Origin of the sequence: Thermomonas beijingensis (assembly GCF_020034655.1) — a bacterium.
In the GTDB taxonomy this organism is placed as follows: Bacteria; Pseudomonadota; Gammaproteobacteria; order Xanthomonadales; family Xanthomonadaceae; genus Thermomonas; species Thermomonas beijingensis.
The window spans coordinates 82,628-106,610 of sequence record NZ_JAIQDJ010000006.1; the positions used below are offsets into that span (position 1 = coordinate 82,628).

Here is a 23,983-nt window from a genome sequence, read left to right on the forward strand (position 1 = left end):
CAAAGCGCAAGCTTAACGTTTCGAATGGGCGTCCGTGCAGTGTGCGGCGAGGCGTGTCGCGGACTGTCCTTAATGCGTCGTTATCGCCATGCATTGAAACGTGAATGGGGGTTTGCGAAACAATAGTAAATTCATATCTTTCGATATGGCTATTTATCTTTCATATTTATTTCATTTCTATTGACATTGCGAAAATCATTGCCCTAAAGTCGGCGTCGGTGGCTGACAATCACCGCTATTGATACGTCTTCCGGGGTTTTCCATGCCGATCCAATCACCACGCAAGCAGGCGTTGGCAGCTGCACTCGCCATCACGTTGGCATTGCTTGCCGCGCCACTCGCGGCGGCCTCACTGGGTAGTCTGCGCATGCTCAGTGCCACCGCCGCGACCGCCACTGCCGCGCCGGGTTGGGACATCATCACCAGCAACGGCAGCCGCTTGCGCATCGAAGTGTTGCGCAGCGATGTGATCCATGTGCAAGCCGGCCGCAATGGCGTGCTCAGCCCCGCCGGCGACAAGGCCGCGCCCATCGTGTTGCCTCAGCCGGTGGTGGGCACCGCCGCCAGTTTGGAAGAAGACGCCAAGGAAATCCGCATCCGCACCGATGCCTTGGTGCTGCACATCCAACGCCAGCCGTTGCTGCTCTCGCTGGAGCGTGTTCACGCCGGCAAATCGGTAGCGCTGTGGCATGAAGTGCAGCCGTTGCAATTGGACAGCACGCAAAGCGTGCAGGTGCTCTCTTCCAATGCGAATGAACAGTTCTTTGGGGGTGGCCAGCAAAACGGGCGCTATGCATTCAAGGGCCGTGAGCTGCCGATTTCCTACTCCGGCGGTTGGGAAGAAGGCGACCGCCCCAGCCCCGCGCCGATGTTGCTGAGCTCATCCGGCTGGGGCATGTTGCGCAACACGTGGAGTGACGGCGTGTATGACCTGCGCGATGCCGATACGGCCACGCTGGCACACAAGGAAGATCGCTTCGATGTGTATTACTTCGTCGGCAATGATCTGCATGCGCTGCTGGATCGCTACACCGCATTGACTGGCCGCGCCGGCATGTTGCCGCGCTGGGGCTATTCGTATGGCGATGCCGATTGCTACAACGATGGCGACAACAACAAGAAACCCGGCACCGTGCCGGAAGGCTGGAGCGACGGCCCCACCGGCACCACGCCGGATGTGATTGACAGCGTGGCCAAAAAATATCGCGAGTACGCCATGCCGGGCGGCTGGATTCTGCCCAATGATGGCTACGGCTGCGGCTATACCGATTTGCCGAAGGTGGTGCAAGGCTTGGCCAAGTACGGCTTCCGCACCGGGTTATGGACCGAAAACGGCGTGGACAAAATCGCTTGGGAAGTGGGCAAGGCCGGTACCCGCGTGCAAAAGCTCGATGTGGCCTGGACCGGCAAGGGCTACCAGTTTGCGATGGATGCCAACCAGCAGGCGTATGACGGCATCCTCAATAATGCCGACGCGCGCCCGTTCCTGTGGACGGTGATGGGGTGGGCCGGAATCCAGCGCTATGCGGTGGCGTGGACGGGCGATCAAAGCGGCAGCTGGGATTACATCCGCTGGCATATCCCCACCCTCATTGGCTCCGGGCTGTCGGGCTATGCATATGCCACTGGCGATGTGGACGGCATCTTCGGCGGCAGCGCGGAAACCTACAGCCGCGATTTGCAATGGAAAAGTTTTACCCCCGTGTTGATGGGGATGTCGGGATGGTCGGCCAATGCGCGCAAACACCCGTGGGCATTCGATGAGCCGTATCGCAGTATCAACCGCGACTATTTGCTGTTGAAGATGCGGCTGACGCCGTACATGTATGGCTTGGCACGTGAGGCCGAACAGACCGGCGCGCCGCTGGTGCGCGGCCTGCTCTGGGATTATCCAAACGACCCGCAAGCCTTCAGCGAGGCGCACAAATACCAATTCCTGCTGGGCCGCGAGTTGCTGGTGGCGCCGGTGTATCGCAGCCAAGCGGCCAGCCGTGGCTGGCGTCGCGATATCCACCTGCCGCAAGGCCGCTGGTTCGATTACTGGGATGGCCGGCAAGTGACTGCCGGAGCACAAGGCCGTGATCTGGATCGTGCCGTGGACTTGAAAACATTGCCGCTGTTTGTGCGTTCCGGAGCGATTTTGCCGATGTATCCGGCGATGCTGTTCGAGGGCGAAAAGCCCATCGATGAGGTGACCTTTGATCTGTATCCGCAAGGGCAATCGCAATACACCTTGTACGAGGACGATGGCAATAGCCGCCAATACCAGCGTGGTGAATTCAGTACCCAAACCATCAGCGTACAAGCGCCCGAACAAGGCAGTGGCGAAGTGCGCGTGCAGATTGCGGCGGTGCAGGGCGGTTATGCCGGGCAATTGCCGCAGCGCCACTACAGCTTGCGTGTGCTCAGCCGGCAAGCGCCGCAGGCGGTGCAGGTGGATGGGCATGCCTTGTCGAAGCTGGCCAATCGCGCCGCCTTCGATGCCGGTGGTGAAGGCTGGTATTTCGATGCCAGCGATCGCCACGGCAGCATCCTTGTGCGCACCGCTGCGGCGGATATTCGCCATGCGCTTGCGATTACCTTGCTGATTCCGCAATCCCGGCAAGCCAGTGATGATGCTTATCCAGCCGCGCCAGCATTGGGACGTACGCTGCCGATGGATGGCTTGCTGGTGGTCAACCGCCCCGCCGAAGAGCCGGGGCATCCGTTGGAAAACGCCTTCGATGATGACCCTGCGACATGGTTCCGGAGTGTGCGCAATCAAGCCGTGCGTACCGGTGCGATCGAGTGGACGGTAGGCTTTGGCGAACGCAAATTGATCGACGGGATCGAGATCGCCCCACGCGCCGACAAGAATTGGAAATACGGACAGGTGCGCGATTACGAGGTGTATTTGGCCGACAGCAATGGCGAATGGGGCGCACGGATTGCCAGCGGTCGCTTGCAGCTGGAACAAGGCACGCAGCGCATCACGTTTGCCCCGCATGCCGGCCGCATGCTGCGCTTCCGCGTGCTGTCGGTGCAGAACCCGGAAGGCGACGGTGCCAGCAATACCGACCCGATGGTGACTGCCGCGCAAGCGGGGGCCGCGCGTGCGGTGGATGCCCAGCAACCACGCGACGTGGGTCCCATCACCTTGTCCAGCTTCCACATTCTTGAGCATCAAGGTGACGAACGCCCGCAGCAGGTGCGCTACCTGTCCGCGCTGGCGCTGCCGGCCGCATTGACGGCAGCGGTGGCGCGCGATCACGCGTTTGGTGGCCACGTTGCGATGCGCATGAACGGCCTGCAGTTCCGCCGTGGGCTGGGTGTGGGTGGGCGCAGCCGGATCAATCTTGCACTGGATGGGCAGTGGCGTTTGCTGCGTGCCGACCTGGGCATCGACGACACCTGCCGTGCCGCAGGTGGCATGCAGTTCCAAGTCTGGGGCGATGACCGCCTGTTGTATGACAGCGGGCTGGTGAAAGCGCCAGGCGTGGTCAAGCCCGAACTCGATGTGCGCGGTATCCGCCAGCTCAGCCTGCGCACATTGGGCGCGCAATCACCACAGGTCTGTGGCAATTGGGCCAACGCCGCCCTGATCGGCCAGGAGGGCGACAGCGTCAGTATCGAAACACCCTGATGGACAGCGTTTGATTTCACCGTTCTACCGCACGCTTAATTTCTTTGGTTCCTTCCAATCACCCATCGACGCAGCGGCGTTTGCCGCTGTACGAGGACCCGCTCATGCCTGCATTTCGTGCTCCCCGCCATCTCGCCATCTCCAGTTTGAGCATTGCCCTGCTGGCGGCACTGGCCTCTGCTCCCATCGCCGCGCAAGATGCGCCCGCGAAGCAAGACAAGAAGGACGAAAAAGTCACCGAGCTTGCGCGCGTGCAGGTGACCGGTTCCAACATCAAACGCACCGATACCGAAACCGCCTCACCGCTGCAGGTCGTTACCGCCAAGGACATCGAAAGCATGGGTGCACGCACCTTGTTGCAGGTGCTGGACAACCTGCCGGCGGCGCGCCCGGCACAGGTGGATTCCAAGTCGCTGTACACCGGCTCCGATGGTGCATCCCAGGCCAATCTGCGTGGGCTGGGCGCACAGGGCACGTTGGTGTTGTTGAACGGTCGCCGCCTGTCGTACTACGGCGCACCGGCCGGTTTTCAAACCCAATTTGTAAATATCGACGCCATCCCGGCGGCCGCCATCGAGCGCATGGAAGTGCTGACCGATGGTGCATCCGCGGTGTACGGCACCGATGCGGTGGCCGGGGTGATCAACGTCATCACCAAGCCGTCGTTCAAGGGCTTGGAAGTCAGCGGCAGCACCGATATGTCTTCGCGCATCCGCAGCTACGGCGAACGCCAGGCCAGCATAACCGGCGGCTTTGGTGATCTGGGCGAAGACCGCTACAACGTGTATGCGAGCGTCAACCTGTACAAGCGCGATGCGATTCCGTTGAGTGATTGGTACGACAAAAAGCCGGCGCAGTTTTACATCAATAATCCGAGCTACATCAAGAATTTTCGCTTCGATACCGGCAGTGCGCCGGGCGTGCTCAACCCCGGCAGTTATTTCGCGTTTGACCCGGTGACCGGCAAGAAAGTGCAGCAGGCAGCGCCGGGCTGCAACAACATCATCGCCGAAGCGGCTGGCCCGCGTTGCGTGTGGCAGACATGGCTGAACAATGAAATCGACGGCGGCGCCGAGTCCAAGCGTGCCACCGCTTACATCAATGCACACTTCCTGCTTGGCGAAAGCAGCGAAGCGTTTGCCGAAGCCACTTACACCACGATTGATTTGCGCGCCAACGGCGGCACCCCGCGTGCATTCGGGACCACCACCGGCAACCCCAGCAGTTGGTTTGCACGCAATACCGGCTATGTGGCCAATCAGTTCTTCTATCCCTACCTTGGCCCCAACAATGTCTATAACAAAGCCAGCCCGGAGATGAAGGCGATGATGGGCGGGGTGGTGGGGCTGCAATATCTGTTGCAAGATGCCGGCGATCATTATTTTGGCCAACGCAATACCGACAAGAGCTACCGCGTGCTGGCCGGCATGCGCGGCTACCTGGGGGATTGGAGCTGGGAAACTGCATTTGCCAGTGCCGGTTCGCATTCCACGACCTATCAAACCATCAACGTCAATCTGGACGGGTTTGCCAAAGCGTTTGGCCCGTTCACCGTGGATCCGGGCACGGGCCGCGTGATCATTGCCGACAACCCGGCCTACAAGTTTGGCGAAATCAGCGAGGCCAACGCGGCGTTGTTGCGTGCGGCGTATCCCACCTTTGATATCCAGTCATGGACGCGCCTGCATACATTGGATGGCAAGATCGAAGGCCCATTGGCCACGCTGCCGGCGGGTGAAGTACGCGCTGCATTTGGCTTCAACCTCAACCGCGAATCGTTCTTCACCCCCGGCAATAGCGATGCCGCCAACGGCAAGATCACCCAGCAGGGTGGCTCATGGTTTGATGGCAAGCGCACCACCTACGCACTGTTCGCCGAAGCGGTGGCCCCGATCACCGCCAAGCTGGAAGTGGATGCCGCGCTGCGCCTGGATAAATATCCCCACTTCAGTGCCAACCTCGCGCCCAAGTTGGGCGTGAAGTATCAGGCCTTGCCGGAGCTGGTGTTGCGCGGCACCTATTCGGAAGGCTTCCGGGCGCCGAGTTTGGCCGAGGCGGGCAGCGGCGGCATCTTTGCGCAGATCGGCGGTTATCGCGATGAAACCCGCTGCAACCAGACCAATGCGATTGCCAATTTGCTGCGTACCTCGCAGCGTGCGGGCGATGTGGATCTAGGCAATTCCTTGCTCAATTCCGACTGCGGCCGCACGGTGGCGCGCATGACCCAGCCCAATCCGGATTTGCAGCCGGAAAAAGCCAAGATTGCCACGCTGGGCTTCGTGTTCGAGCCGGCCAAGTGGCTGTCGGTGTCGGCCGATTGGTGGTTCGTCTACCGTCGCAATGAAATTGCTGCGCCGGATTATTCCAAGCCGGAGGAAATCATCGCGCAGACGCGCTTCCCCATCACCGATGCCGACCGTGCCAACCTTGCCGCACTGGCAGCGATGTGCGCGGATCCGGGTAGTGGCGTCGCATGCCCGGCGGTGTTGCCCACTTATACCGTGGGCAATGTCTCCAGCGTGATTGGCCAGTACAAGAACAAAGGCCGCACCTTGGTGGATGGGTTTGATGTGGATGCACGCAGCCGCCTTGATCTGGGCGAATGGGGCCGGTTGAACATCGGTGTGGCGGCCACGATTGCCCGCCGCAGCATGTACAACTTCGACGATGGCGACGGTTGGGCCTATGGCAATGCCATTGGCTATTACAACAACCCACGCGTGCGTGCCACGTTCAATACCGACTGGAACTACAAACAGTTTGACACCAGCTTCTACATCAACTTTGTGGGCAAGACGAAGTGGGCTTACGACCAGATCGACGCGCAAGATAACAACGCGCAGTCCTGCACCGCCAGCTACGAAGCAGTGGCGCCCGGCCAGTGCGATGGTGCGCCGTCGTGGTGGACCGCCAATCTGGGCGTGAGCTGGCATGCCAGCGAGAAATTGACGGTGGGTGTGACGGCCAAAAACCTGTTCAACCGCCTGCCGTTCTTCGACCCGAATGATTGGATGACGTTCTCCGGCTACACCAATAACTTCGGCCGCAGCTACAGCCTGATGCTCAACTACAAGTTCTGAACCCGGGTGATCGCCGCCATCTTCGCGCAAGCGGGGGTGGCGGCATTTGCGTGGGTCACAATCCAGCGCAGTACGGTCGGTGACCGCTACGGATCCTGCAGCGCAGTTTCGCCTTCTGCGCGCAATTCCAGCTCATCCAGCCGATCCAGCAGGCGAAACAGCAGGGTGCGTTCGGTGGCATCCATATCGCCCAGCAACTGGCGCTCGAACCCCAGTGCCAGCGGCACGATCTGGTCGTAGATCGCATAGCCGGCTTCGGACAGCCGCAGTACCGAACGCCGGCGGTCATCGTCATCAAAAGCACGTAGCAGTCTTCCGGACTCCAGCAATTTGGCCACCGCGCGGCTGACCGCGACCTTATCCATCGCCGTGCGCTGCGCCACCTGATTGGCCGACAGGTCCGGGTAGCGGCCCAGCACCGCCATCACCCGCCATTCCGTCACGCCCAGTGCAAAGCGCTGCGAATAGGCGCGGGCAATCGCGTCGGAGGTGCGATTGGACAGCACACTGAGGCGATAGGGCAGGAAATTCTGGAGTTCCAATTGGGCGTGGTTGGGCATGATCGGGCGTGAGATTGAGAGGGGCACTTGAGATGGTTGCAATTGCAACTATAGAATGCAGAATCCTAGCGGCGAGACCACCACCATGAGTGCACACCCCAATCTTGGCATGCAGCCGACCACGTTTGAAAACCCGATGGGCATTGATGGGTTTGAATTCGTCGAATATTCCGCCCCGCAGGATCAATTGGGCTATCTGCACGACTACTTCCGCAAGATGGGCTTCACCCAGGTGGCGCGCCACAAGACCCGCCCGATTCACACCTATCGCCAAGGCGATTGCACCTTTTTGATCAACGAAGACCCCGACTCCTTCGCTGCGCGTTTTGCCGCGCAGCACGGGCCATCGGCCTGCGGCTTTGCGATCCGCTTCAACAAGCTGGCCGAGTGGGTGCGCGTGCAAGCGCTGAAAAACGGCGCGGAAGCGTTCGATGCCAAGGATGAATTGAGCAAGGCGGTGGCCGCGCCGGTGATCAAGGGTATTGGCGGCTGCATGTTGTACCTGGTAGACCGCTACGACAGCGTGGGCACCATCCACGACCCTGATTACGAATGGCTGCCCGGTGCGGAAAAAATGCCCAAGGGCTTTGGCCTGACCTTCATCGACCATCTGACCCACAACCTGTTCCAGGGCAACATGGCCAAGTGGTCGGATTATTACGAGCGCCTGTTCAACTTCCGCGAAATTCGCTACTTCGACATCAAGGGGGCCAAGACCGGCCTGTTGTCACGGGCGATGACCGCGCCGGATGGCATGGTGCGCATTCCGCTGAATGAATCGTCCGATCCCAAATCGCAGATCAACGAATATCTGGGGCAGTACAACGGCGAGGGTATCCAGCACATCGCCTGTTTCACCGATGACATCTACACCACGGTAGAGAAAATGCGTGCCGCCGGGGTCGAATTTCTCGACACCCCGGAGACCTATTTCGATGTGGTCGATCAGCGCATTCCCGGCCACGGCGAAGACCTGCCGCGCCTGCGCAAGAACAGCATCCTGATCGACGCCGACCCGGAAACCAAAAAGCGTCTGCTGCTGCAAATTTTCACCCAAAATGCCTTGGGCCCGATCTTCTTCGAGATCATCCAGCGCAAGGGCAATGAAGGCTTTGGCGAAGGCAATTTCCAGGCGCTGTTTGAAAGCATCGAGCGTGACCAGATGCGTCGCGGCGTGTTGTAAGGAGCCTGCAGCCCATGACCCTTCAAAGCACCGGCTACCAAACCGGGTTTGGCAATGAATTTGCCAGCGAAGCCATCCCCGGCGCATTGCCGATTGGCCGCAATTCACCGCAGCAGGTCGCGCACGGGCTGTATGCCGAGCAGCTGACCGGCAGCGCGTTCACCGCGCCACGCCACGCCAACCGCCGCAGTTGGCTGTATCGCATTCGTCCGGCGGCGCTGCATGGCAAGTTTGAATTGCTGGAACAAGGCGCATTCCACAACGATTTCGGCAGCGGCCCGGCGACCCCGGAAAAGCTGCGTTGGAACCCGTTGCCAACACCGCCCGCCGGCGTGGATTTTCTGGATGGCCTCTACACCGTGGCCGGCAATGGCAGCCCGGAGGCGGCAGTGGGCGTGGGTATCCACCTGTATGCGGCGAATGCCGACATGCACGGCCGCTGGTTTTGCAATGCCGATGGCGAGTTGATGCTGGTGCCGCAATCCGGGCGCTTGCATATCGAAACCGAGCTGGGCGTACTGGACGTGGAGCCGCAGGAAATTGCGGTGCTGCCACGCGGCGTGCGCTTCCGTGTGAGCTTGCCGGATGGGCAGGCCACAGGCTATGTGTGCGAGAACTTCGGCGCACTGTTCAAGCTGCCTGATCTGGGCCCGATTGGCAGCAACGGGCTGGCCAATGCGCGTGATTTCTTGACCCCGAATGCGGCGTATGAAGATGTGGAAGGCAACTTCAGCCTGATCACCAAATTCCAAGGGCATCTGTGGCGCGCGGATATCGACCACAGCCCGCTGGATGTGGTGGCATGGCACGGCAATTACGCGCCGTACAAATATGACCTGCGCCGCTTCAACGTGATGGGCTCGATCAGCTACGACCACCCCGATCCGTCGATCTTCCTAGTGCTGCATTCGCCCAGCGATACTCCCGGCACCAGCAATGTCGATTTCGCGATCTTCGCGCCACGGGTGCTGGCCATGCAGGACACCTTCCGCCCGCCGTGGTTCCATCGCAATATCGCCAGCGAATTCATGGGTCTGGTGCGCGGCGTGTACGACGCCAAGGCTGATGGTTTCGCGCCCGGTGGCTGCTCGCTGCACAACTGCATGACCGGGCACGGCCCGGATGCAGCCACCTTCGAAAAAGCCAGCGTGGCCGATACCCGCAAGCCTGACTACATCACCGACACCATGGCGATCATGTTCGAAACCCGTGCGGTGATTCGCCCCACCGCACAGGCGATGGATGCGGTGCACCGGCAGCTGGATTACCCCGACTGCTGGATGGGTCTGAAGAAGCACTTCGTGGGTTGAGCCAGCCGCTCAGCCGCTGACCAGCTTCAACTGTGGTGCGCTGCCTGCCGACTCTGCTGGCAGCTGCAGCGTCGCCACCGTCTGCGCCAACGCGGGCAGCAAGGCCTCCGGTAGCGACTCGCCCAAGCGAGTGACAACCCGCTGGCCATAGCTGGCACTGGTCAGCTGATGCAGTGTGCACAAGCTGGAAAGGATTGCATCCAGCAAGTCGCCATCATCGCTGGCGAATTGGATACGCGCCTTGTGCTCCACTGCGTCCGGATGTCGCTGCAGCTGCAACATATCAATCATGTACATCTTCGCGGCAACCAGTGAACGGCGTTGTCCGCGCGTGGAACTTGGCGGCGCGGGCAGTTCCCGGGGGCTGGCAGATGCCGCAGGTGCGGTATGTGTCTGCGCAGGTATCGGAACGGGCTGGCGTGCGTTGCCGGAACGGATCTGTTCGGTGCGCGCCTGCACGGCATCGGTGGTTGCACGCAGCAGGCTGGTGAGTGCGCCACTCACGCCATTGCCGGCCGGAGCGGCATGGGTAGAGACCGGAACGTTGCCGGCTTGTTGCAGGTAGCCGTTTTTCCGCAGATGGTCTATCGCCGGCAAGATATCCGGGCCAAGTAGTGCCACCACCTCATCGAGTGAGCGCTTGCCGTCGATGACGATCAGAATGCGCCGTTCCGACAGGCTCAGCCCGGCGTTGGAGCCGGCCTGCAGGGTACTGTGTGCGAGTGCGGTCTTGCTGAGCAGCATGGCAATGGTCCCGGTGTGATGCCCGGCACGCTAATCGCCGTGGATGTCGTCCGCATGACGATTTTGTGCGGCGGCGTGTTGCCAGTTGAGACCAACAGCTTGGGGAATGCCGGCACGCCTTCTATACTTCCGACGATGACGCCAGCCATTCCCATCCTCGCCCGTGCCCAGCACGCGTTGACCGAATTCTTCCGGCTGGAAGCCGCCGCCGGTATCGTCTTGATGCTCGCGGCGGCGTTGGCATTGGTTTGCGCCAATTCGTCACTGGCCGAGACCTATCAAGCCTTCCGGCATCTGGCCTTGGGCAGCCAGTTGTTGGAGTGGTGGGTCAACGATGGCCTGATGGCCGTGTTCTTCCTGCTGGTGTCGCTGGAAATCAAGCGCGAGGTGGTGTCTGGCCAGCTGTCCAGCCGCAGCCAGTTAGTGCTGCCGGTGGTGTGCGCCGCTGCCGGGGTTGCGCTGCCGGCGCTGTTGTATGCGGCACTGAATCATGCCGATGCAGGCGCGATGCGCGGTTGGGCGGTTCCCACCGCGACCGATATCGCCTTTGCGCTGGGCGTGCTGGCCTTGCTGGGCACGCGGGTGCCGCTGGGGATGAAGCTGCTGCTCTCCACCATCGCGGTGACCGATGATTTGATCGCGATCCTGATCATCGCCGTGTTCTATTCGCAAGGATTGCAGTGGCCGATGTTGGCCGGTGCGGCGCTGGTGACGGTGGCGATGTGGTTGCTCAACCAGCGCAAGGTGACCCGGCTTGCGCCGTATCTGGTGTTGGGCGCGGTGCTGTGGTTTCTGGTGTTGAAGTCGGGCGTGCATGCCACCTTGGCGGGCGTCGTCACCGGCTTGATGATTCCGCATGTTGACAAGGCCAATGCCATCGACGATGCGGTTGAATATTCGCCGCTGGAAACCCTGGAGCACGCGCTGCACCCGTGGGTGGCCTTCGTCATCCTGCCGCTGTTTGCCTTCGTCAATGCGGGTTTGGCATTGGGCAAATTCACTGCAGAAGATCTGCACGCACCGTTGCCGCTGGGCATTGCACTGGGGCTGGTGCTGGGCAAACCGCTGGGTATTGTGGGTGCGGCCTTGCTGCTGCGCGCCCTGAAGATTGCCCGCTTCCCGGAGGGCATGGATCTGCGCGCGATGCTGGGGCTGGGCCTGCTGTGCGGGATCGGCTTCACCATGAGTCTGTTTATTGCCGGCCTGGCATTTGCTGGCCAGCCCCTGCACTACAACGAAAGCGTGCTGGGGGTGCTGGGCGCATCGGTGCTGGCGGCGCTGCTGGGCTGTGCGTGGCTGTGGGGGGTGTTGCCACGCAAGGCTGCAGGCTGAGGCTCACAGGGCCGGTGGTACCACCAGCAGGTCGGTGCCTACGGTCTCCAGCAGGCGGTCGGCCACGCTGCCCAACAGGCGGTCACGCAGGGCACTGCGGCCATGCGTGGCGATCACCGTCAACTGGGTCTGTGTACTGCGAGCGTGTTCGCGCAACAAGCGTACCGGCCCACCGGCCTGCATGACGGGCTGCCACGTCGCAGCGGCCTCACCCAGCGTTTGCAGCAAGTACGCTTGGGCCTGTTGTGTGGCTTGCTCTTGTAGCGCCTGCAAAGAGGTTTCGCGTGGGCCATCATTGCGCGCCAATGTAGACAGCGGAATCTCGTACGCATGCAGCAGGGTGCGCAAGCTGGCGCTATCAAACCAGGCATTCGCCAATTGCAGTGCCTGTGTCGCAGGGTTGGAAAAATCACTGGCCACGGTTACATTGCGATACGCTGCTTGCACGCGGTCATGCACAGCTAGCACCGGCCGTTTGGCGTGGCGCACCAACCAGCGCAGGGTCGAGCCTGGATCCATGCGCATCGCCACTTCGCTGCGCGAGGTGCCAGTGACGATCAGCCCGCACGCATATTCTTGCGCAATACGCGCGGCGGCAGGCCCGGGTGCCTCATCCACCACATGAATCATCAGCGGCACATCAGCATCGGCCAGAGTCTGCTGCGCCAATCGTTGGATGTACGCGGCCGGCGATTCTGGTGCCGGTGCATCTGCGGAAGCGTCGGCATCGTGATACGCATTGGACTTGCTGAATTCCCCATCGGTGGAATGTGCAATCACTACCACCAAGCTGGCCTGCCACTGACGCGCCAATTGGATGGCACGTGCTTGCGCACGATCCGAGCGAGCCGACAGGTCGGTGGCCAACAACAACGCAGTGGGTTTGGCTGGGAAGATCATGGCGGCCTGCGGGGGGAATGAAGGAGCCCAGTTTAGCGAAGCTGCGCTGCCGGTATCCTGTGGCGATGGAATCTCCCTCTCGCACGGCTCTGGTGTTCGGCGGCAGCGGCCAGATCGGCATACCGCTGTTGGCGCGGCTACACGCGGCCGGTTGGCAGGTGCAGGCAGTGTCGCGGCAGTCGCAAGCCGCTGCCCCCGGCCTGACGTGGCGACGTGGCGATTTTGCCCAGCCACCGGCATTGCCCGCGCAGGTGGATGTGATCGTGAGCTGTGGCCCGCTGGATCTATTTGCCGATTGGTTTGCACACAGCACGCTGCACTGTGTGCGGGTAGTTGCGATCGGGTCCACCAGCGTGCATGTCAAGCAAACCTCGGCCGATGCTGCTGAGCGCGACGTCGCCCGCCGCCTGCGTGACGCGGAGGCGTTGTTGTTTGCCAGCGGCAACGCGCGTGATGTGTCCGTGACCATCCTGCGGCCGACTCTGGTGTATGGCAGCGGCCGCGATGCCAACTTGAGCAAATTGGCGCAACTGGCGCTGCGGCATGGCCGTCTGCTGCTGCCGCGTACCGCTTGTGGGCTGCGGCAGCCGGTGCATGTGGACGACGTGGCGCTCGCAGCGATGGCGGCGGCAAGTGCAACAGCCACCGGCTCGGCGGCCTATGACGTGCCCGGCGGCGAAACCTTGCCGTATCGCGACATGGTGCAGCGCGTGTTGGCCTGCTTGTCACCATCACCCCGCTTGCACCTGCTGCCAGCACCGCTGTTTGGCATGATCTTGACGATTGCCCATTGGCGCGGCATTGCGCGTGAACTCACGCCGGCCGTGTTGCAGCGCATGCAGAATGATCTGGTGTTCGATGCACAACCAGCGCGGCGCGATTTGAACTATGCGCCGCGCTTGTTTCTACCTGCGGCAGACATGTTTGTGGTGCGCGATTGAGCCCGCTTCAATCGACCGAAATCCCCGCCAGTTTCTGCAATGCCTCGGCATATTTGGCGCGGGTTTTGGCGATGACGCTGGCTGGCAAGCGCGGGCCGGGTGCGGTTTTGCCCCAGTCCAGCGTTTCCAGATAATCGCGCACGAATTGCTTGTCGTAGCTGGGCGGGCTGGTGCCGATCGCGTATTGATCGGCCGGCCAATAGCGGCTGGAATCGGGGGTCAGTACTTCGTCCATCACATACAGTTTGCCGTCGGCATCGGTGCCAAATTCGAATTTGGTATCGGCCAGAATAATGCCGCGTTGCGCCGCGAAGTCGCGGGCAAAAGTGTACAGCGCCAAGGTCGCAGCGCGCACCTGTTCGGCGCGTTCGCGGCCAACCAGATTCACCGCGCTGGCAAAGTCGATGTTTTCGTCATGGTCGCCCACCGCTGCCTTGGTGGAGGGCGTGAAAATGGGCTCAGGCAAGGCTTGCGCCTGTTGCAGGCCGGCGGGTAGGGCAATCCCGCTGATCGCGCCGCTGCGCTGGTAGTCCTTCCAGCCGCTGCCGATGATGTAGCCACGCGCAATGCATTCCACCGGCACCGGCGTCAGTTTCCTGGTCACCACCGCGCGCTTGGCATACAGCGCCGCGTCCACACCGGCGGGCAGCACGCTGGCCACGTCGATCCCGGTCAAGTGATTGGCGATGATGTGGCGGGTTTTCTCAAACCAGAAATTGCTGATCTGGCACAGCATTTCGCCCTTGCCCGGGATCGGGTCGGGCAGCACCACGTCGAACGCGGACAGGCGGTCGGTGGCGACCATCAGCAGGTGCCCATCGCCCAAGTCGAACACGTCGCGCACCTTGCCACGGTGGATCAGGTTGAGGCCGGGCAAGTCAGAGTGCAGCAGGGTGGTGGCCATGCGGGTGAACATTGGAGGGGGTTGCATAGTTTAATCCCGTGCGCTGCCGTGTGCCCTGTAAACTTGCGCAATGACACGACGTTGGTATGGCAAATTCTTTGGTTTGATCGCAGGCTGGCTGTTGCTCAGGCACCCCGCTGGCGGCCTGATTGGCCTGCTGATTGGGCATGCGTTTGATGCCGACTGGTTCAAATCCTCGCGTGCCAACCCGTATCGCGTGTTTGGCCTGGGCGAGGATGCCAGCATGGCCGAAATCGACCAGGCCTACCGCCGCTTGATCAGCCAATACCACCCCGACCGGTTGACCGGCGCCGCGCCGGAGTTGCAGCGTCAGGCCGAAGCCAAAGCGCGCGAAATCAACGCCGCCTACGACCGCATCCAGAAATTACGGAAACAATGACCATGCAAACGACTGTCATCGCCCCCTCCATCCTGTCCGCCAATTTCGCCAAACTGGGCGAAGAAGTGGATAACGTGTTGGCGGCCGGCGCTGACTGGGTGCATTTCGATGTAATGGACAACCATTACGTGCCCAACCTCACCATCGGCCCGCTGGTCTGCGCGGCGTTGCGCAAACATGGCGTGACCGCACCGATCGACGTGCACCTGATGGTGGAACCGGTGGATGGCCTGATTCCGATGTTCGCCGACGCCGGCGCATCACATATCAGCTTCCACCCCGAAGCCAGCAAGCACGTCCATCGCAGCGTGCAACTGATCAAATCCAAAGGCTGCCAAGCCGGCCTGGTGTTCAACCCCGCCAGCTCGCTGGATGTGCTGGACACCATGCTGGACGAAATCGACTACGTGCTGCTGATGTCGGTCAACCCCGGCTTTGGCGGCCAGTCTTTCATTCCCTCGGCGCTCAAACAATTACGCAAAGTCCGCGCCATGATCGACGCCAGCGGCAAACCCATCCGCCTGGAAATCGATGGCGGCGTGAAGCCCGACAACATCGCCGAAATCGCCAAGGCGGGTGCCGATACCTTTGTCGCCGGCAGCGCGATTTTCGGAAAACCCGATTACGCCGCCGTGATTGCGCAGATGAAGCAGGCAGTGGTTGCCGCGCGTTGAGCCCGGCGCGGCACGGGCAGCAAACTTGCTTGTCGTAAGAACTGCCGCTGGCGCAACCTGCGCCGGCGGCGGAATAGTGGGGCGTCCTGCCCGTCTTTCGTCCCTGCTATGGCCTTCCATGTTCCGCGCAATGGGTGACACTGGCATGACGGATTGCTGTTTGCGTGCAATGCCGCAACGCGGTTAGGCTAGGGCCATGAACCGGGCGATTCCTTCTTCTATGCATGGCTGGCGATGGTGGCGTGGCAATGCCGCTGCGATCGCCCCACTGCCTGTTTTGAAGGATGTTTTGCATGATCACGCACGCCCAGTTTCAACAGTACACCGCTGACGGTTTCACCCTTGTTCCCATCGTGCGCGAGGTCTTGTCGGACCTCGATACGCCGCTGTCTGTCTATCTAAAACTGGCCGATGGCCCGCATACCTATTTGTTTGAATCGGTGGAGGGCGGCGAGCGTTTTGGCCGCTATTCCATCATTGGCCTGCCGGCGCGCACGGTGTATGAGTTTCGTGGGCACACGCTGGCGGTGCGCGAGCATGGCGACGTGGTGGAAACCCGTGAGGTGGCCGACCCGCTGGCCGAAGTCGAACGTCTGCGCGCTGCGCACAAAGTGCCACAGTTGGATGGCTTGCCGGGCTTCAATGGCGGACTGGTGGGATGGTTTGGCTTCGAATGCATCGAGTACATCGAGCCGTGCCTGAAGGCCAACCCCAAGCCCGACGAATTGGGCACGCCCGACATCCTGCTGATGCGCAGCGATGAGTTGGCGGTGTTCGACAATCTGAAAGGCCGCCTGTATTTGATCGTGCACGCCGACCCGCGCGCGCCGCAGGCCTGGGCGCAGGCCAACCGGCGCCTGGACGCACTCAGTCATCGGCTGCGCCACGGTGGTGCGCCGTATCCGGAAACGCTGCGTCCGGCGGCCTTGGACGAGGCCGACTTTGTCAGCGGGTTCACCCGCGAAGGCTTCATCGATGCGGTGCAAAAGGCGCAGGATTACATTCGCGCTGGCGATGCCTTCCAAGTGGTGCTGTCGCAGCGCATGAGTGTGCCGTTTCAGGCGCGGCCGGTGGATGTGTATCGCGCGTTGCGCGCGCTGAACCCTTCGCCATACATGTATTTTCTGGATGTTGGCGAAACGCAGGTGGTGGGTTCTTCGCCGGAAATCTTGGTGCGCCAGCAACAGGGTAAAGTGACGGTGCGCCCGATTGCCGGCACCCGCCCGCGCGGCAAGACCGAGGCCGAAGATCAAGCGCTGGAAGCAGAATTGCTGGCCGACCCCAAAGAGCGCGCCGAGCACTTGATGTTGATTGACTTGGGCCGAAATGACACTGGCCGCGTCAGCACTGCTGGCAGCGTGGAAGTGGGCGAGCGCTTCGTGATTGAACGCTACAGTCACGTCATGCATATCGTCAGCGAAGTGACCGGTCGCTTGCAGCCTGGCTTGAGTTATGCCGATGTGTTGCGCGCCACTTTTCCGGCCGGCACCGTCAGTGGCGCACCCAAGATTCGTGCGCTGGAAATCATCCGTGAACTCGAACCGATCAAGCGCAATGTGTATGCCGGCGCGATTGGCTATATCGGCTGGCATGGCGATGCCGATACCGCCATTGCCATCCGTACCGCCGTGATCCAGGACGGCCGCCTGCATGTGCAGGCGGGGGCCGGCATCGTGTTTGATTCGGATCCGCAAAAAGAGTGGGAAGAAACCATGAACAAAGGCCGCGCATTGTTCCGCGCAGTGGCGCAGGCGGCCAAGGGTTTGTAACAGGCCATCAACAGGAGCGATGCATGAAGCGGCTATTGGCAGGGATGTTGTTATCGGGTTGCGTGTTGGTAGCGCAGGCGCAATCGATTGGTGGAGCACCGTTTATCGCCGTACATGGCAAGGCCAAGGCCGAGGTGGTGCCAGATGTGTTTCCGCTGGAAATCACCTTGAAAGACACCAGTTTGGATGCCGCCAAAACACAGGCATTGATTGAAGGGCATGCCGAACGCATCTTGGCCACAGTCAAACAAATGAAACTGCAGGACGCGGATGTGACGGTATCGAATATGAACGTGTCACCGGCATACCGCTATGATCGCGCGACTGAAAAGCAGGTGTTCCTCGGTAACGTCTATCAGCGTGTCGTCAAGCTGCGTTTTCATGCGCTGGCGGATTTGTCGAAGATGATCGGCAGCTTGCCCAGCAGCAAGGAAATACAGATTGATACTGGTGAATTTGAAACATCACATGCGGATGATGTGCGGCGCGCACTGATGACAAAAGCAGTGGAAGACGCCCGCCTGACCGGCGAAGTTATGGCCAAGGCCGTAGGGCGCAAACTGGGCAGCGTCCACAACGTCTCGAACCGTGGCTTCAACGTGCAATATGTCGAGGGCGGCAATGATGATCCGCCGGTTGTGCTGGCGTCACCCAAGACGCTCGATAGCGTGACGGTCACCGGCAGTGCGCTGATGTCGCCGGGTGCGGTCATGCGGCAGGGGCACATCGAACTTGCGCAAGATGTGTACGTGATCTACACCCTCACCGACTGACGCAACAGCGTCGATCCGCAGGTCAACCGGTCGCCCCGCATTTCTTACCAATTGTTCATGCACAAGCAAGCTCACGGAGAGTTGCGCAGGCGCAACCTGTCCCTGCGGTGGGGATGGCCCTCATCGAAATCACTCCAAGTCTGAGGAATTGACATGAACACCATTCGCAAGACGCTGCTCGCTGTTGCCCTGACCGCACTCACTGGCGCTGCCGTTGCCGCCGTGCCGGCTGCTCCGCAGGCCACCACTCCGGCCGCACCTGCTGCCAGCAGCGCGCCGGCCAAGGCTGCCCCGGCTGCCAAGCATCACAAGAAGCATCACCGCAAGCACCACAAGGCTGGCGCTTCCAAGGCCGCCGCTCCGGCAGAACCGGCAAAGAGCTGATCCATAGCGGCGGGTACTCCCCCGTAACGGTGGTGCACTGACAGGTACTGACAGTGCATCACCGTGCCGTCAGGTCGCTGCACATACCCCGCAGATGCAAGTCTGCGGGGTATGCTTTTGTTGAACGGGAGAAAACATGCGCATCTTGCTGGTAGAAGACGATACCCACACCGCTGCATTCATTGCCAAAGGCCTGCGCGAGGACGGGCATGCCGTGGATCACGCCAGTGATGGCAAGCAAGGCTTGTTTCTGGCCAGCACCGAGCCGTATGACGCACTGGTGCTCGATCGCATGTTGCCCGGGTTGGATGGCATAACCTTGTTGCGCACTCTGCGCGGTGCCGGCAATCCGTTGCCAATCCTGCTGTTGACCGCATTGGGTGATACCGATCATCGGGTGGAAGGGCTGCGCGCCGGTGCCGATGACTATCTGGTCAAGCCGTTTGCCTTCGCAGAACTCAGTGCGCGGCTGGATGGCATCATCAAGCGCAACCGAGGCAGCAGCGAGCGCGAAGCCACCCGCCTGCAGGCCGCAGGTCTGGAGCTGGATTTGCTCTCACGCGAGGCACGTCGGGAAGGCCGTCGCATCGAACTGCAACCACGTGAATTCCGCTTGCTGGAATACCTGCTGCGGCACGCCGGGCAAGTGGTGACCCGCACCATGTTGCTGGAGGCGGTATGGGACTATCACTTCGATCCGCAGACCAATGTCATTGATGTCCATATCAGCCGGTTGCGGCAAAAAATCGACCACGGCTTCGAAAAGCCCATCCTCCACACCGTACGGGGTGCCGGTTATCGGCTAGGTGAATGAAGCGCCTGTTGCCCTCCACCAGCGCCAGATTGGCGTTGATCGTGATGGGTTTTTTCCTTGCCGCTTTCGTGCTGGTTGGGGCGGTGGTGTATGTCGCGGTGTCCACGTTGTTGTTGCAAGACACCCGCGAGTTGGTGAAAAGCGATGCAGCCACTTTGCTGGACATCTATCACGAGGGCGGGCACGCAAGATTGCTGGGCGAATTGCAAGACCGCATCCACGATCCCGATGGTGACCCGGATGCGGTGTATGCCTTGGCCGATGCGCAAGGTGGCAGCCTGCTTGGGCGGTTGCCGGAGGGCCGCAAGCCGGGTCGGCGCGGGCAATGGGTAGAGTTCAATGAACTTTCCCCGGAGCCAGGCCAGACCCTGCGTGTGTTGGCGTATGTGCAAACCCTCAAGACGGGTGAGGTGTTGCTGACCGGGCAGCGTTTGCAAGGACAGGATCAATTGTTGCAGGTAATGCAACAGGCGGCGCTGTTGACGCTATTGATTGCAGCGGTTGTGGGTGGGTTGGTGGGCTGGCTGATCTCGCGTTGGGTTGGGCATCGCCTGCGAAACCTGGATGCCACTGCCACCCAGATTGGCGGTGGTGAAATGGGATTGCGGGTGCCGCTGGATCACAGCGGTGATGCTTTCGATCAAGTGGCGCAACGCTTCAATGCCATGCTCGATCGCATCGAAGAATTGCTCAGTGGTGTGCGCCATGCCACCGACCATATCGCCCATGACCTGCGCACGCCGTTGACGCGTCTGCGCAACAGGCTGGAAGACCTGCGCCAGCAGCAAACCGATCCCGGCGTGCAACTCAGGCTGGACAAGGCACTGGCCGAAACCGATCAGTTGTTGCAATCGTTTGGTGCGCTGTTGCGGCTGGCACGGATCGAAGCACAGCCGTTGGAAGGTGATGCTCCGCTGCAGGATTTGCGTGAACTGGCCGATGACGCGGTGGAGCTGTACGCGCCGATTGCCGCCGAACGCGGCATTCGCATCAGCACGCAGTTGCAGACGGTGACGGTACGGGGGGATCGCGATCAGTTATTCCAATTGCTGGTGAACCTGCTCGACAACGCCTTGAAATACGCGCCACCCGGCAGCGAGGTGACGCTGTCACTGGAGGCGCAGCCGGATGGTGCATGTCTGCAATTGGCCGACGCCGGCCCTGGCATCCCCGAACACGAGCGTGCGCGCGTGTTCGACCGCTTCCAGCGGCTGGAAGCCCATCGCGGTTCGCCCGGAGTCGGGCTTGGCTTGAGCCTGGTGCGCGCCATCGTGGCCCACCATGGCGGCCATATCGAGCTGCAAGACAATGCCCCCGGGCTACGGGTACGGGTGATGTTGCCATTCCCGTGAGTGTGGCAAGTCCGGTGCGTGCTTGCGTTATCCTGCACGGCCCCCCGCACCCTGCCCGATTGGGCGCAGACCGCCATGTTGCTGATGCTCGACAATTACGACAGTTTCACCTTCAACCTTGTGCAATATCTGCAGGAGTTGGGCGCCGAGGTGCGGGTAGAGCGCAATGATGCGTTGAACGTGGCGCAAATCGCGGCACTGGGGCCCGACAAGATCGTGATTTCGCCGGGGCCATGCACGCCCAATGAGGCGGGGGTATCGCTGGATGTGCTGCGCGAGCTTGGCCCGCAGATCCCCATCTTTGGCGTGTGCCTGGGCTATCAGGCGTTGGGCCAGGTGTATGGCGGGCAAGTGATTCGCGCCGGTCGCATCATGCACGGCAAAACTTCGCCCATCGTGCATCAGGGCAAGGGTGTGTTTGCCGGCTTGCCCAGCCCGTTCGAGGCCACCCGGTATCATTCCTTGGTAGTCGAGAAAACCAGCGTGCCCGACTGCCTGGAAGTGACGGCATGGACGGAAAACGACGATGGCACGGTGGAAGAATTGATGGGCCTGCGCCACCGCGAATTTCCGGTGGAAGGCGTGCAATTTCATCCCGAATCCATTCTGACCCAGCATGGGCATGCGATGTTGAAAAACTTCTTGGATCGCACAGCATGAGTATTACCGCGCAAGGCGCGTTGCAGCGTGTCATCGAACATCGTGAAATCTTTTTCGATGAGATGGTCGACCTGATGCGGCACATCATGCGCGGCGATGTGTCGCCGGTGATGACCGCCGCAATTTTGTCCGGCCTGCGCGTGAAGAAGGAAACTGTGGGTGAAATTGCCGCCGCGGCCACCGTGCTGCGCGAGTTTGCGCGCCCGGTGCAGGTGATGGATCGTCGTCACATGGTGGATATCGTCGGCACCGGCGGCGATGGGGCACATACCTTCAATATTTCCACCGCTTCGATGTTCGTGGCCGCCGCCGCCGGCGCAAAAGTGGCCAAGCACGGCAACCGCAGCGTGTCGTCCAAGTCCGGCAGCGCCGATGTGCTGGAGGCGTTGGGCGCGTGTATTGAATTGCAGCCAGAGCAAGTGGCTGCGTGCATTGAACGCTGCGGCATTGGCTTCATGTTCGCGCCGGTGCATCACCCCGCCATGAAAGCGGTGGCGCCGGTGCGCCGCGAAATGGGCGTGCGCACCATCTTCAATATTCTTGGCCCACTCACCAATCCGGCCAATGCGCCGGGCATCTTGATGGGCGTGTTCCACCCAGATTTGGTCGGTATCCAAGTGCGTGTTTTGCAAGAGCTGGGTGCCGAGCGTGCGCTGGTGGTGTGGGGCCGCGACAATATGGATGAACTCTCGCTGGGCGCGGGCACCCTGGTGGGTGAATTGCGCGATGGCGTGGTGCGCGAATACGAGCTGCATCCGGAGGATTTTGGCATCGCGATGGCGCATAGCCGCAACCTGAAAGTGGCCGATGCGCAAGAATCGAAGACGCTGCTCATGCAGGCGCTGGACAATCAGGACGGCTTGCCGCGCGAGATCGTGGCCTACAACGCCGGTGCCGCGCTGTATGCCGCCGGCGTGGCCGAGGATATTGCCGATGGCATTGCGCGTGCACGCAAGGCGATTGCCAGTGGTGACGCACGGGCCAAACTCGACCACTACATCACCTTGACGCAGGAGCTTGCAGCGCAGGCATGAGCACTATTCTCGACACCATCCTGGCCCGCAAACGGGACGAAGTGGCGGCACGCCGCCAGCAGGTTTCGCAGTTCGAACTCAAAGCCCGCGCCGCCTCCGCGCCGCCTGTGCGCGGCTTTGCCGATGCCATTGCCGGCAAGATTGCCGCCGGCTTGCCGGCAGTGATTGCCGAAGTGAAGAAAGCCAGCCCATCGAAAGGCGTGATTCGCGCTGAATTTGATCCGGCAGCCATTGCACGCAGCTACCAGGTCGGCGGCGCAGCGTGTTTGTCGGTGTTGACCGACGTGGATTTTTTCCAGGGCAGCGATGCTTTTTTGCAGCAAGCGCGTGCAGCTTGCACGCTGCCGGTGCTGCGCAAGGATTTCATCGTGGATGCTTATCAAGTGTACGAAGCGCGGGTACTGGGTGCCGATTGCGTGCTGCTGATCGCCGCCGCACTGGATGATGTGCAGTTATCCGAATATGCCTTCATTGCCGACGCGCTGGGCATGGATGTGCTGGTGGAAGTGCATGATCTGGATGAGTTGGAGCGCGCATTGCCGGTGCCGGCGCGGCTGCTGGGGATCAATAATCGCAATCTGAAAACCTTCGAAGTGGCATTGCAAACCACCTTGGACTTGCAACACGCGGTACCTGCCGACCGCGTGCTGGTGACCGAAAGCGGCATTCTTGCGCCAGCCGATGTGGCCCGGATGCGCAATGCCGATGTGCATGCGTTCCTGGTGGGCGAAGCCTTCATGCGCCAACCTGACCCCGGTGCAGCCCTGCGCGAGTTGTTTGCATGAGCCAGCCGCAGTCAACGCCAGCGGGCAATGCGCCGCTGGTGGTGTTTGATTTTGATCACACCTTGTACAACGGCGATTCCGGCAGTCACCTGTATTGGTGGTTGATTTGTCGCAAATGGTGGCGCGTGCTGCTGGCGTTGCTGCTGGCCCCCATCGCGGGGCCATTGGTGGCCTTTCTGTCCACCCGCCGCGCCGGTATTTCGATGTTCACCTGGGCCGGCACGGTGGGGTTGAATGGCCCGCGTGACGTGGAGTTGCTGACCGCATGCTATGTCGCGCTGCATGCCGCAGCGATCAAGCAACGGCTACTGCCAATCGGTTTGGCGGTGTTTCGTCGGCACCGTGAGGCCGGCGATTGCGTGGTGTTGGCCACCGGCGCACCGCCCGCATTGGCGCGTGCGATTTTGACGCTGGCGGGGCAAGGTGACGTGCCGGTCATTGGCACGGTGCTCGGCCCCGGCCATGGCGGCATGGTGGTGCAGCAGCACTGCCACTACGCGATGAAGATGACGATGCTGCGCGCTGCCGGTTATACGCGACAGGTCGCTGCCGCGTATAGCGACAGCAGTGCTGATCTACCGCTGTTGCAGGCGGCGCAGCAGCCCGTGGTGGTCAACCCCAAGGCGGGCCGGGTGGTGATGTTTCGGCGCGTGTTGCCAGCCGGAACGCCAATTCTCAACTGGGGCTGCCCGGGCCGTGCCGGTGACCTGATGGGCGTGGCGTAAGCCGCGAACCAGGCGCCTTGAAATGCATTCGTGGCTT

General features: G+C 61.3%; 21 protein-coding genes. 17 read left to right on the forward strand and 4 right to left on the reverse strand.

Features of this window, described 5'->3' with window-relative positions:
- Positions 1-262: 262 nt before the first annotated feature.
- Both K7B09_RS10550 and K7B09_RS10555 read left to right on the forward strand, forming a co-directional pair.
- Positions 263-3,622 carry a TIM-barrel domain-containing protein gene (locus tag K7B09_RS10550; protein ID WP_425507859.1) on the forward strand — a complete coding sequence of 1,120 codons (3,360 nt, stop codon included), beginning with the start codon at positions 263-265 and terminating at the stop codon, positions 3,620-3,622.
- Between the two features lie 104 nt (positions 3,623-3,726).
- Complete coding sequence (locus K7B09_RS10555) at positions 3,727-6,702, forward strand: TonB-dependent receptor plug domain-containing protein (protein WP_223629422.1); 2,976 nt, start codon at positions 3,727-3,729, stop codon at positions 6,700-6,702.
- A gap of 86 nt (positions 6,703-6,788) precedes the next feature.
- Here K7B09_RS10555 and K7B09_RS10560 read toward each other — a convergent pair whose 3' ends face one another.
- Positions 6,789-7,262 (reverse strand): MarR family winged helix-turn-helix transcriptional regulator, encoded by a 474-nt coding sequence (locus K7B09_RS10560; protein WP_223629423.1) that lies wholly within the window; start codon positions 7,260-7,262, stop codon positions 6,789-6,791.
- An 85-nt stretch (positions 7,263-7,347) separates the two neighbouring features.
- Here K7B09_RS10560 and hppD point away from each other — a divergent pair, with 85 nt between their 5' ends.
- Together hppD and hmgA are read left to right on the forward strand one after the other, a co-directional pair.
- Entirely contained in the window at positions 7,348-8,445 is a 1,098-nt protein-coding gene (gene hppD, locus K7B09_RS10565; protein ID WP_223629458.1) for a 4-hydroxyphenylpyruvate dioxygenase, read from the forward strand.
- A 14-nt stretch (positions 8,446-8,459) separates the two neighbouring features.
- Positions 8,460-9,755 (forward strand): homogentisate 1,2-dioxygenase, encoded by a 1,296-nt coding sequence (gene hmgA, locus K7B09_RS10570; protein ID WP_223629424.1) that lies wholly within the window; start codon positions 8,460-8,462, stop codon positions 9,753-9,755.
- 9 nt (positions 9,756-9,764) lie between these two features.
- Here hmgA and K7B09_RS10575 read toward each other — a convergent pair whose 3' ends face one another.
- Positions 9,765-10,499 carry a hypothetical protein gene (locus tag K7B09_RS10575; protein WP_223629425.1) on the reverse strand — a complete coding sequence of 245 codons (735 nt, stop codon included), beginning with the start codon at positions 10,497-10,499 and terminating at the stop codon, positions 9,765-9,767.
- Between the two features lie 54 nt (positions 10,500-10,553).
- Here K7B09_RS10575 and nhaA point away from each other — a divergent pair, with 54 nt between their 5' ends.
- A complete protein-coding gene (nhaA, locus tag K7B09_RS10580; RefSeq protein ID WP_223629426.1) occupies positions 10,554-11,831 on the forward strand; it encodes a Na+/H+ antiporter NhaA in 1,278 nt (425 codons plus the stop codon).
- A gap of 3 nt (positions 11,832-11,834) precedes the next feature.
- Here nhaA and K7B09_RS10585 read toward each other — a convergent pair whose 3' ends face one another.
- Positions 11,835-12,731: a universal stress protein gene (locus K7B09_RS10585; protein ID WP_223629427.1), complete on the reverse strand. Its 897-nt coding sequence runs from the start codon at positions 12,729-12,731 to the stop codon at positions 11,835-11,837.
- 65 nt (positions 12,732-12,796) lie between these two features.
- Here K7B09_RS10585 and K7B09_RS10590 point away from each other — a divergent pair, with 65 nt between their 5' ends.
- Positions 12,797-13,672 carry an NAD-dependent epimerase/dehydratase family protein gene (locus K7B09_RS10590; protein ID WP_223629428.1) on the forward strand — a complete coding sequence of 292 codons (876 nt, stop codon included), beginning with the start codon at positions 12,797-12,799 and terminating at the stop codon, positions 13,670-13,672.
- Between the two features lie 7 nt (positions 13,673-13,679).
- On the opposite strand, the gene K7B09_RS10595 is transcribed toward K7B09_RS10590, so the two are convergent.
- Complete coding sequence (locus K7B09_RS10595; RefSeq protein ID WP_223629459.1) at positions 13,680-14,576, reverse strand: phosphoribosylaminoimidazolesuccinocarboxamide synthase; 897 nt, start codon at positions 14,574-14,576, stop codon at positions 13,680-13,682.
- Positions 14,577-14,646: 70 nt separating this feature from the next.
- Here K7B09_RS10595 and K7B09_RS10600 point away from each other — a divergent pair, with 70 nt between their 5' ends.
- The 11 genes from K7B09_RS10600 (at position 14,647) to K7B09_RS10650 (ending at position 23,946) form a co-directional block, all read left to right on the forward strand.
- Positions 14,647-14,976 carry a J domain-containing protein gene (locus K7B09_RS10600; RefSeq protein ID WP_223629429.1) on the forward strand — a complete coding sequence of 110 codons (330 nt, stop codon included), beginning with the start codon at positions 14,647-14,649 and terminating at the stop codon, positions 14,974-14,976.
- Between the two features lie 2 nt (positions 14,977-14,978).
- Complete coding sequence (rpe, locus tag K7B09_RS10605; protein ID WP_223629430.1) at positions 14,979-15,650, forward strand: ribulose-phosphate 3-epimerase; 672 nt, start codon at positions 14,979-14,981, stop codon at positions 15,648-15,650.
- A 293-nt stretch (positions 15,651-15,943) separates the two neighbouring features.
- Positions 15,944-17,419, forward strand: a complete 1,476-nt coding sequence (gene trpE / locus K7B09_RS10610; protein WP_223629431.1) for an anthranilate synthase component I — start codon at positions 15,944-15,946, stop codon at positions 17,417-17,419.
- 23 nt (positions 17,420-17,442) lie between these two features.
- Entirely contained in the window at positions 17,443-18,192 is a 750-nt protein-coding gene (locus tag K7B09_RS10615) for an SIMPL domain-containing protein (RefSeq protein WP_223629432.1), read from the forward strand.
- Between the two features lie 153 nt (positions 18,193-18,345).
- Positions 18,346-18,576 carry a hypothetical protein gene (locus tag K7B09_RS10620; protein ID WP_223629433.1) on the forward strand — a complete coding sequence of 77 codons (231 nt, stop codon included), beginning with the start codon at positions 18,346-18,348 and terminating at the stop codon, positions 18,574-18,576.
- Between the two features lie 136 nt (positions 18,577-18,712).
- Entirely contained in the window at positions 18,713-19,390 is a 678-nt protein-coding gene (locus tag K7B09_RS10625) for a response regulator transcription factor (RefSeq protein WP_223629434.1), read from the forward strand.
- Entirely contained in the window at positions 19,387-20,742 is a 1,356-nt protein-coding gene (locus tag K7B09_RS10630) for a sensor histidine kinase (RefSeq protein WP_223629435.1), read from the forward strand. The genes K7B09_RS10625 and K7B09_RS10630 overlap by 4 nt, the downstream gene beginning before the upstream one ends.
- A 75-nt stretch (positions 20,743-20,817) precedes the next feature.
- Positions 20,818-21,402, forward strand: coding sequence for an anthranilate synthase component II (locus K7B09_RS10635; protein ID WP_223629436.1), 585 nt, complete (start codon positions 20,818-20,820; stop codon positions 21,400-21,402).
- The gene (gene trpD / locus K7B09_RS10640) at positions 21,399-22,436 is read left to right on the forward strand and encodes an anthranilate phosphoribosyltransferase (RefSeq protein WP_223629437.1); all 1,038 of its coding nucleotides are present in this window, start codon (positions 21,399-21,401) and stop codon (positions 22,434-22,436) included. The genes K7B09_RS10635 and trpD overlap by 4 nt, the downstream gene beginning before the upstream one ends.
- Entirely contained in the window at positions 22,433-23,221 is a 789-nt protein-coding gene (trpC, locus tag K7B09_RS10645) for an indole-3-glycerol phosphate synthase TrpC (protein ID WP_223629438.1), read from the forward strand. The genes trpD and trpC overlap by 4 nt, the downstream gene beginning before the upstream one ends.
- Positions 23,218-23,946: a haloacid dehalogenase-like hydrolase gene (locus tag K7B09_RS10650; protein ID WP_223629439.1), complete on the forward strand. Its 729-nt coding sequence runs from the start codon at positions 23,218-23,220 to the stop codon at positions 23,944-23,946. The genes trpC and K7B09_RS10650 overlap by 4 nt, the downstream gene beginning before the upstream one ends.
- The last annotated feature ends 37 nt before the right edge of the window (positions 23,947-23,983 follow it).

Bases quoted from the DNA above. Each gene is read 5' to 3' on its own strand.
- K7B09_RS10550 (WP_425507859.1), top strand. From the start codon at position 263: ATGCCGATCCAATCACCACGCAAGCAGGCGTTGGCAGCTGCACTCGCC.
- K7B09_RS10555 (WP_223629422.1), top strand. From the start codon at position 3,727: ATGCCTGCATTTCGTGCTCCCCGCCATCTCGCCATCTCCAGTTTGAGC.
- K7B09_RS10560 (WP_223629423.1), bottom strand. From the start codon at position 7,262: ATGCCCAACCACGCCCAATTGGAACTCCAGAATTTCCTGCCCTATCGC.
- hppD (WP_223629458.1), top strand. From the start codon at position 7,348: ATGAGTGCACACCCCAATCTTGGCATGCAGCCGACCACGTTTGAAAAC.
- hmgA (WP_223629424.1), top strand. From the start codon at position 8,460: ATGACCCTTCAAAGCACCGGCTACCAAACCGGGTTTGGCAATGAATTT.
- K7B09_RS10575 (WP_223629425.1), bottom strand. From the start codon at position 10,499: ATGCTGCTCAGCAAGACCGCACTCGCACACAGTACCCTGCAGGCCGGC.
- nhaA (WP_223629426.1), top strand. From the start codon at position 10,554: ATGACGATTTTGTGCGGCGGCGTGTTGCCAGTTGAGACCAACAGCTTG.
- K7B09_RS10585 (WP_223629427.1), bottom strand. From the start codon at position 12,731: ATGATCTTCCCAGCCAAACCCACTGCGTTGTTGTTGGCCACCGACCTG.
- K7B09_RS10590 (WP_223629428.1), top strand. From the start codon at position 12,797: ATGGAATCTCCCTCTCGCACGGCTCTGGTGTTCGGCGGCAGCGGCCAG.
- K7B09_RS10595 (WP_223629459.1), bottom strand. From the start codon at position 14,576: ATGGCCACCACCCTGCTGCACTCTGACTTGCCCGGCCTCAACCTGATC.
- K7B09_RS10600 (WP_223629429.1), top strand. From the start codon at position 14,647: ATGACACGACGTTGGTATGGCAAATTCTTTGGTTTGATCGCAGGCTGG.
- rpe (WP_223629430.1), top strand. From the start codon at position 14,979: ATGCAAACGACTGTCATCGCCCCCTCCATCCTGTCCGCCAATTTCGCC.
- trpE (WP_223629431.1), top strand. From the start codon at position 15,944: ATGATCACGCACGCCCAGTTTCAACAGTACACCGCTGACGGTTTCACC.
- K7B09_RS10615 (WP_223629432.1), top strand. From the start codon at position 17,443: ATGAAGCGGCTATTGGCAGGGATGTTGTTATCGGGTTGCGTGTTGGTA.
- K7B09_RS10620 (WP_223629433.1), top strand. From the start codon at position 18,346: ATGAACACCATTCGCAAGACGCTGCTCGCTGTTGCCCTGACCGCACTC.
- K7B09_RS10625 (WP_223629434.1), top strand. From the start codon at position 18,713: ATGCGCATCTTGCTGGTAGAAGACGATACCCACACCGCTGCATTCATT.
- K7B09_RS10630 (WP_223629435.1), top strand. From the start codon at position 19,387: ATGAAGCGCCTGTTGCCCTCCACCAGCGCCAGATTGGCGTTGATCGTG.
- K7B09_RS10635 (WP_223629436.1), top strand. From the start codon at position 20,818: ATGTTGCTGATGCTCGACAATTACGACAGTTTCACCTTCAACCTTGTG.
- trpD (WP_223629437.1), top strand. From the start codon at position 21,399: ATGAGTATTACCGCGCAAGGCGCGTTGCAGCGTGTCATCGAACATCGT.
- trpC (WP_223629438.1), top strand. From the start codon at position 22,433: ATGAGCACTATTCTCGACACCATCCTGGCCCGCAAACGGGACGAAGTG.
- K7B09_RS10650 (WP_223629439.1), top strand. From the start codon at position 23,218: ATGAGCCAGCCGCAGTCAACGCCAGCGGGCAATGCGCCGCTGGTGGTG.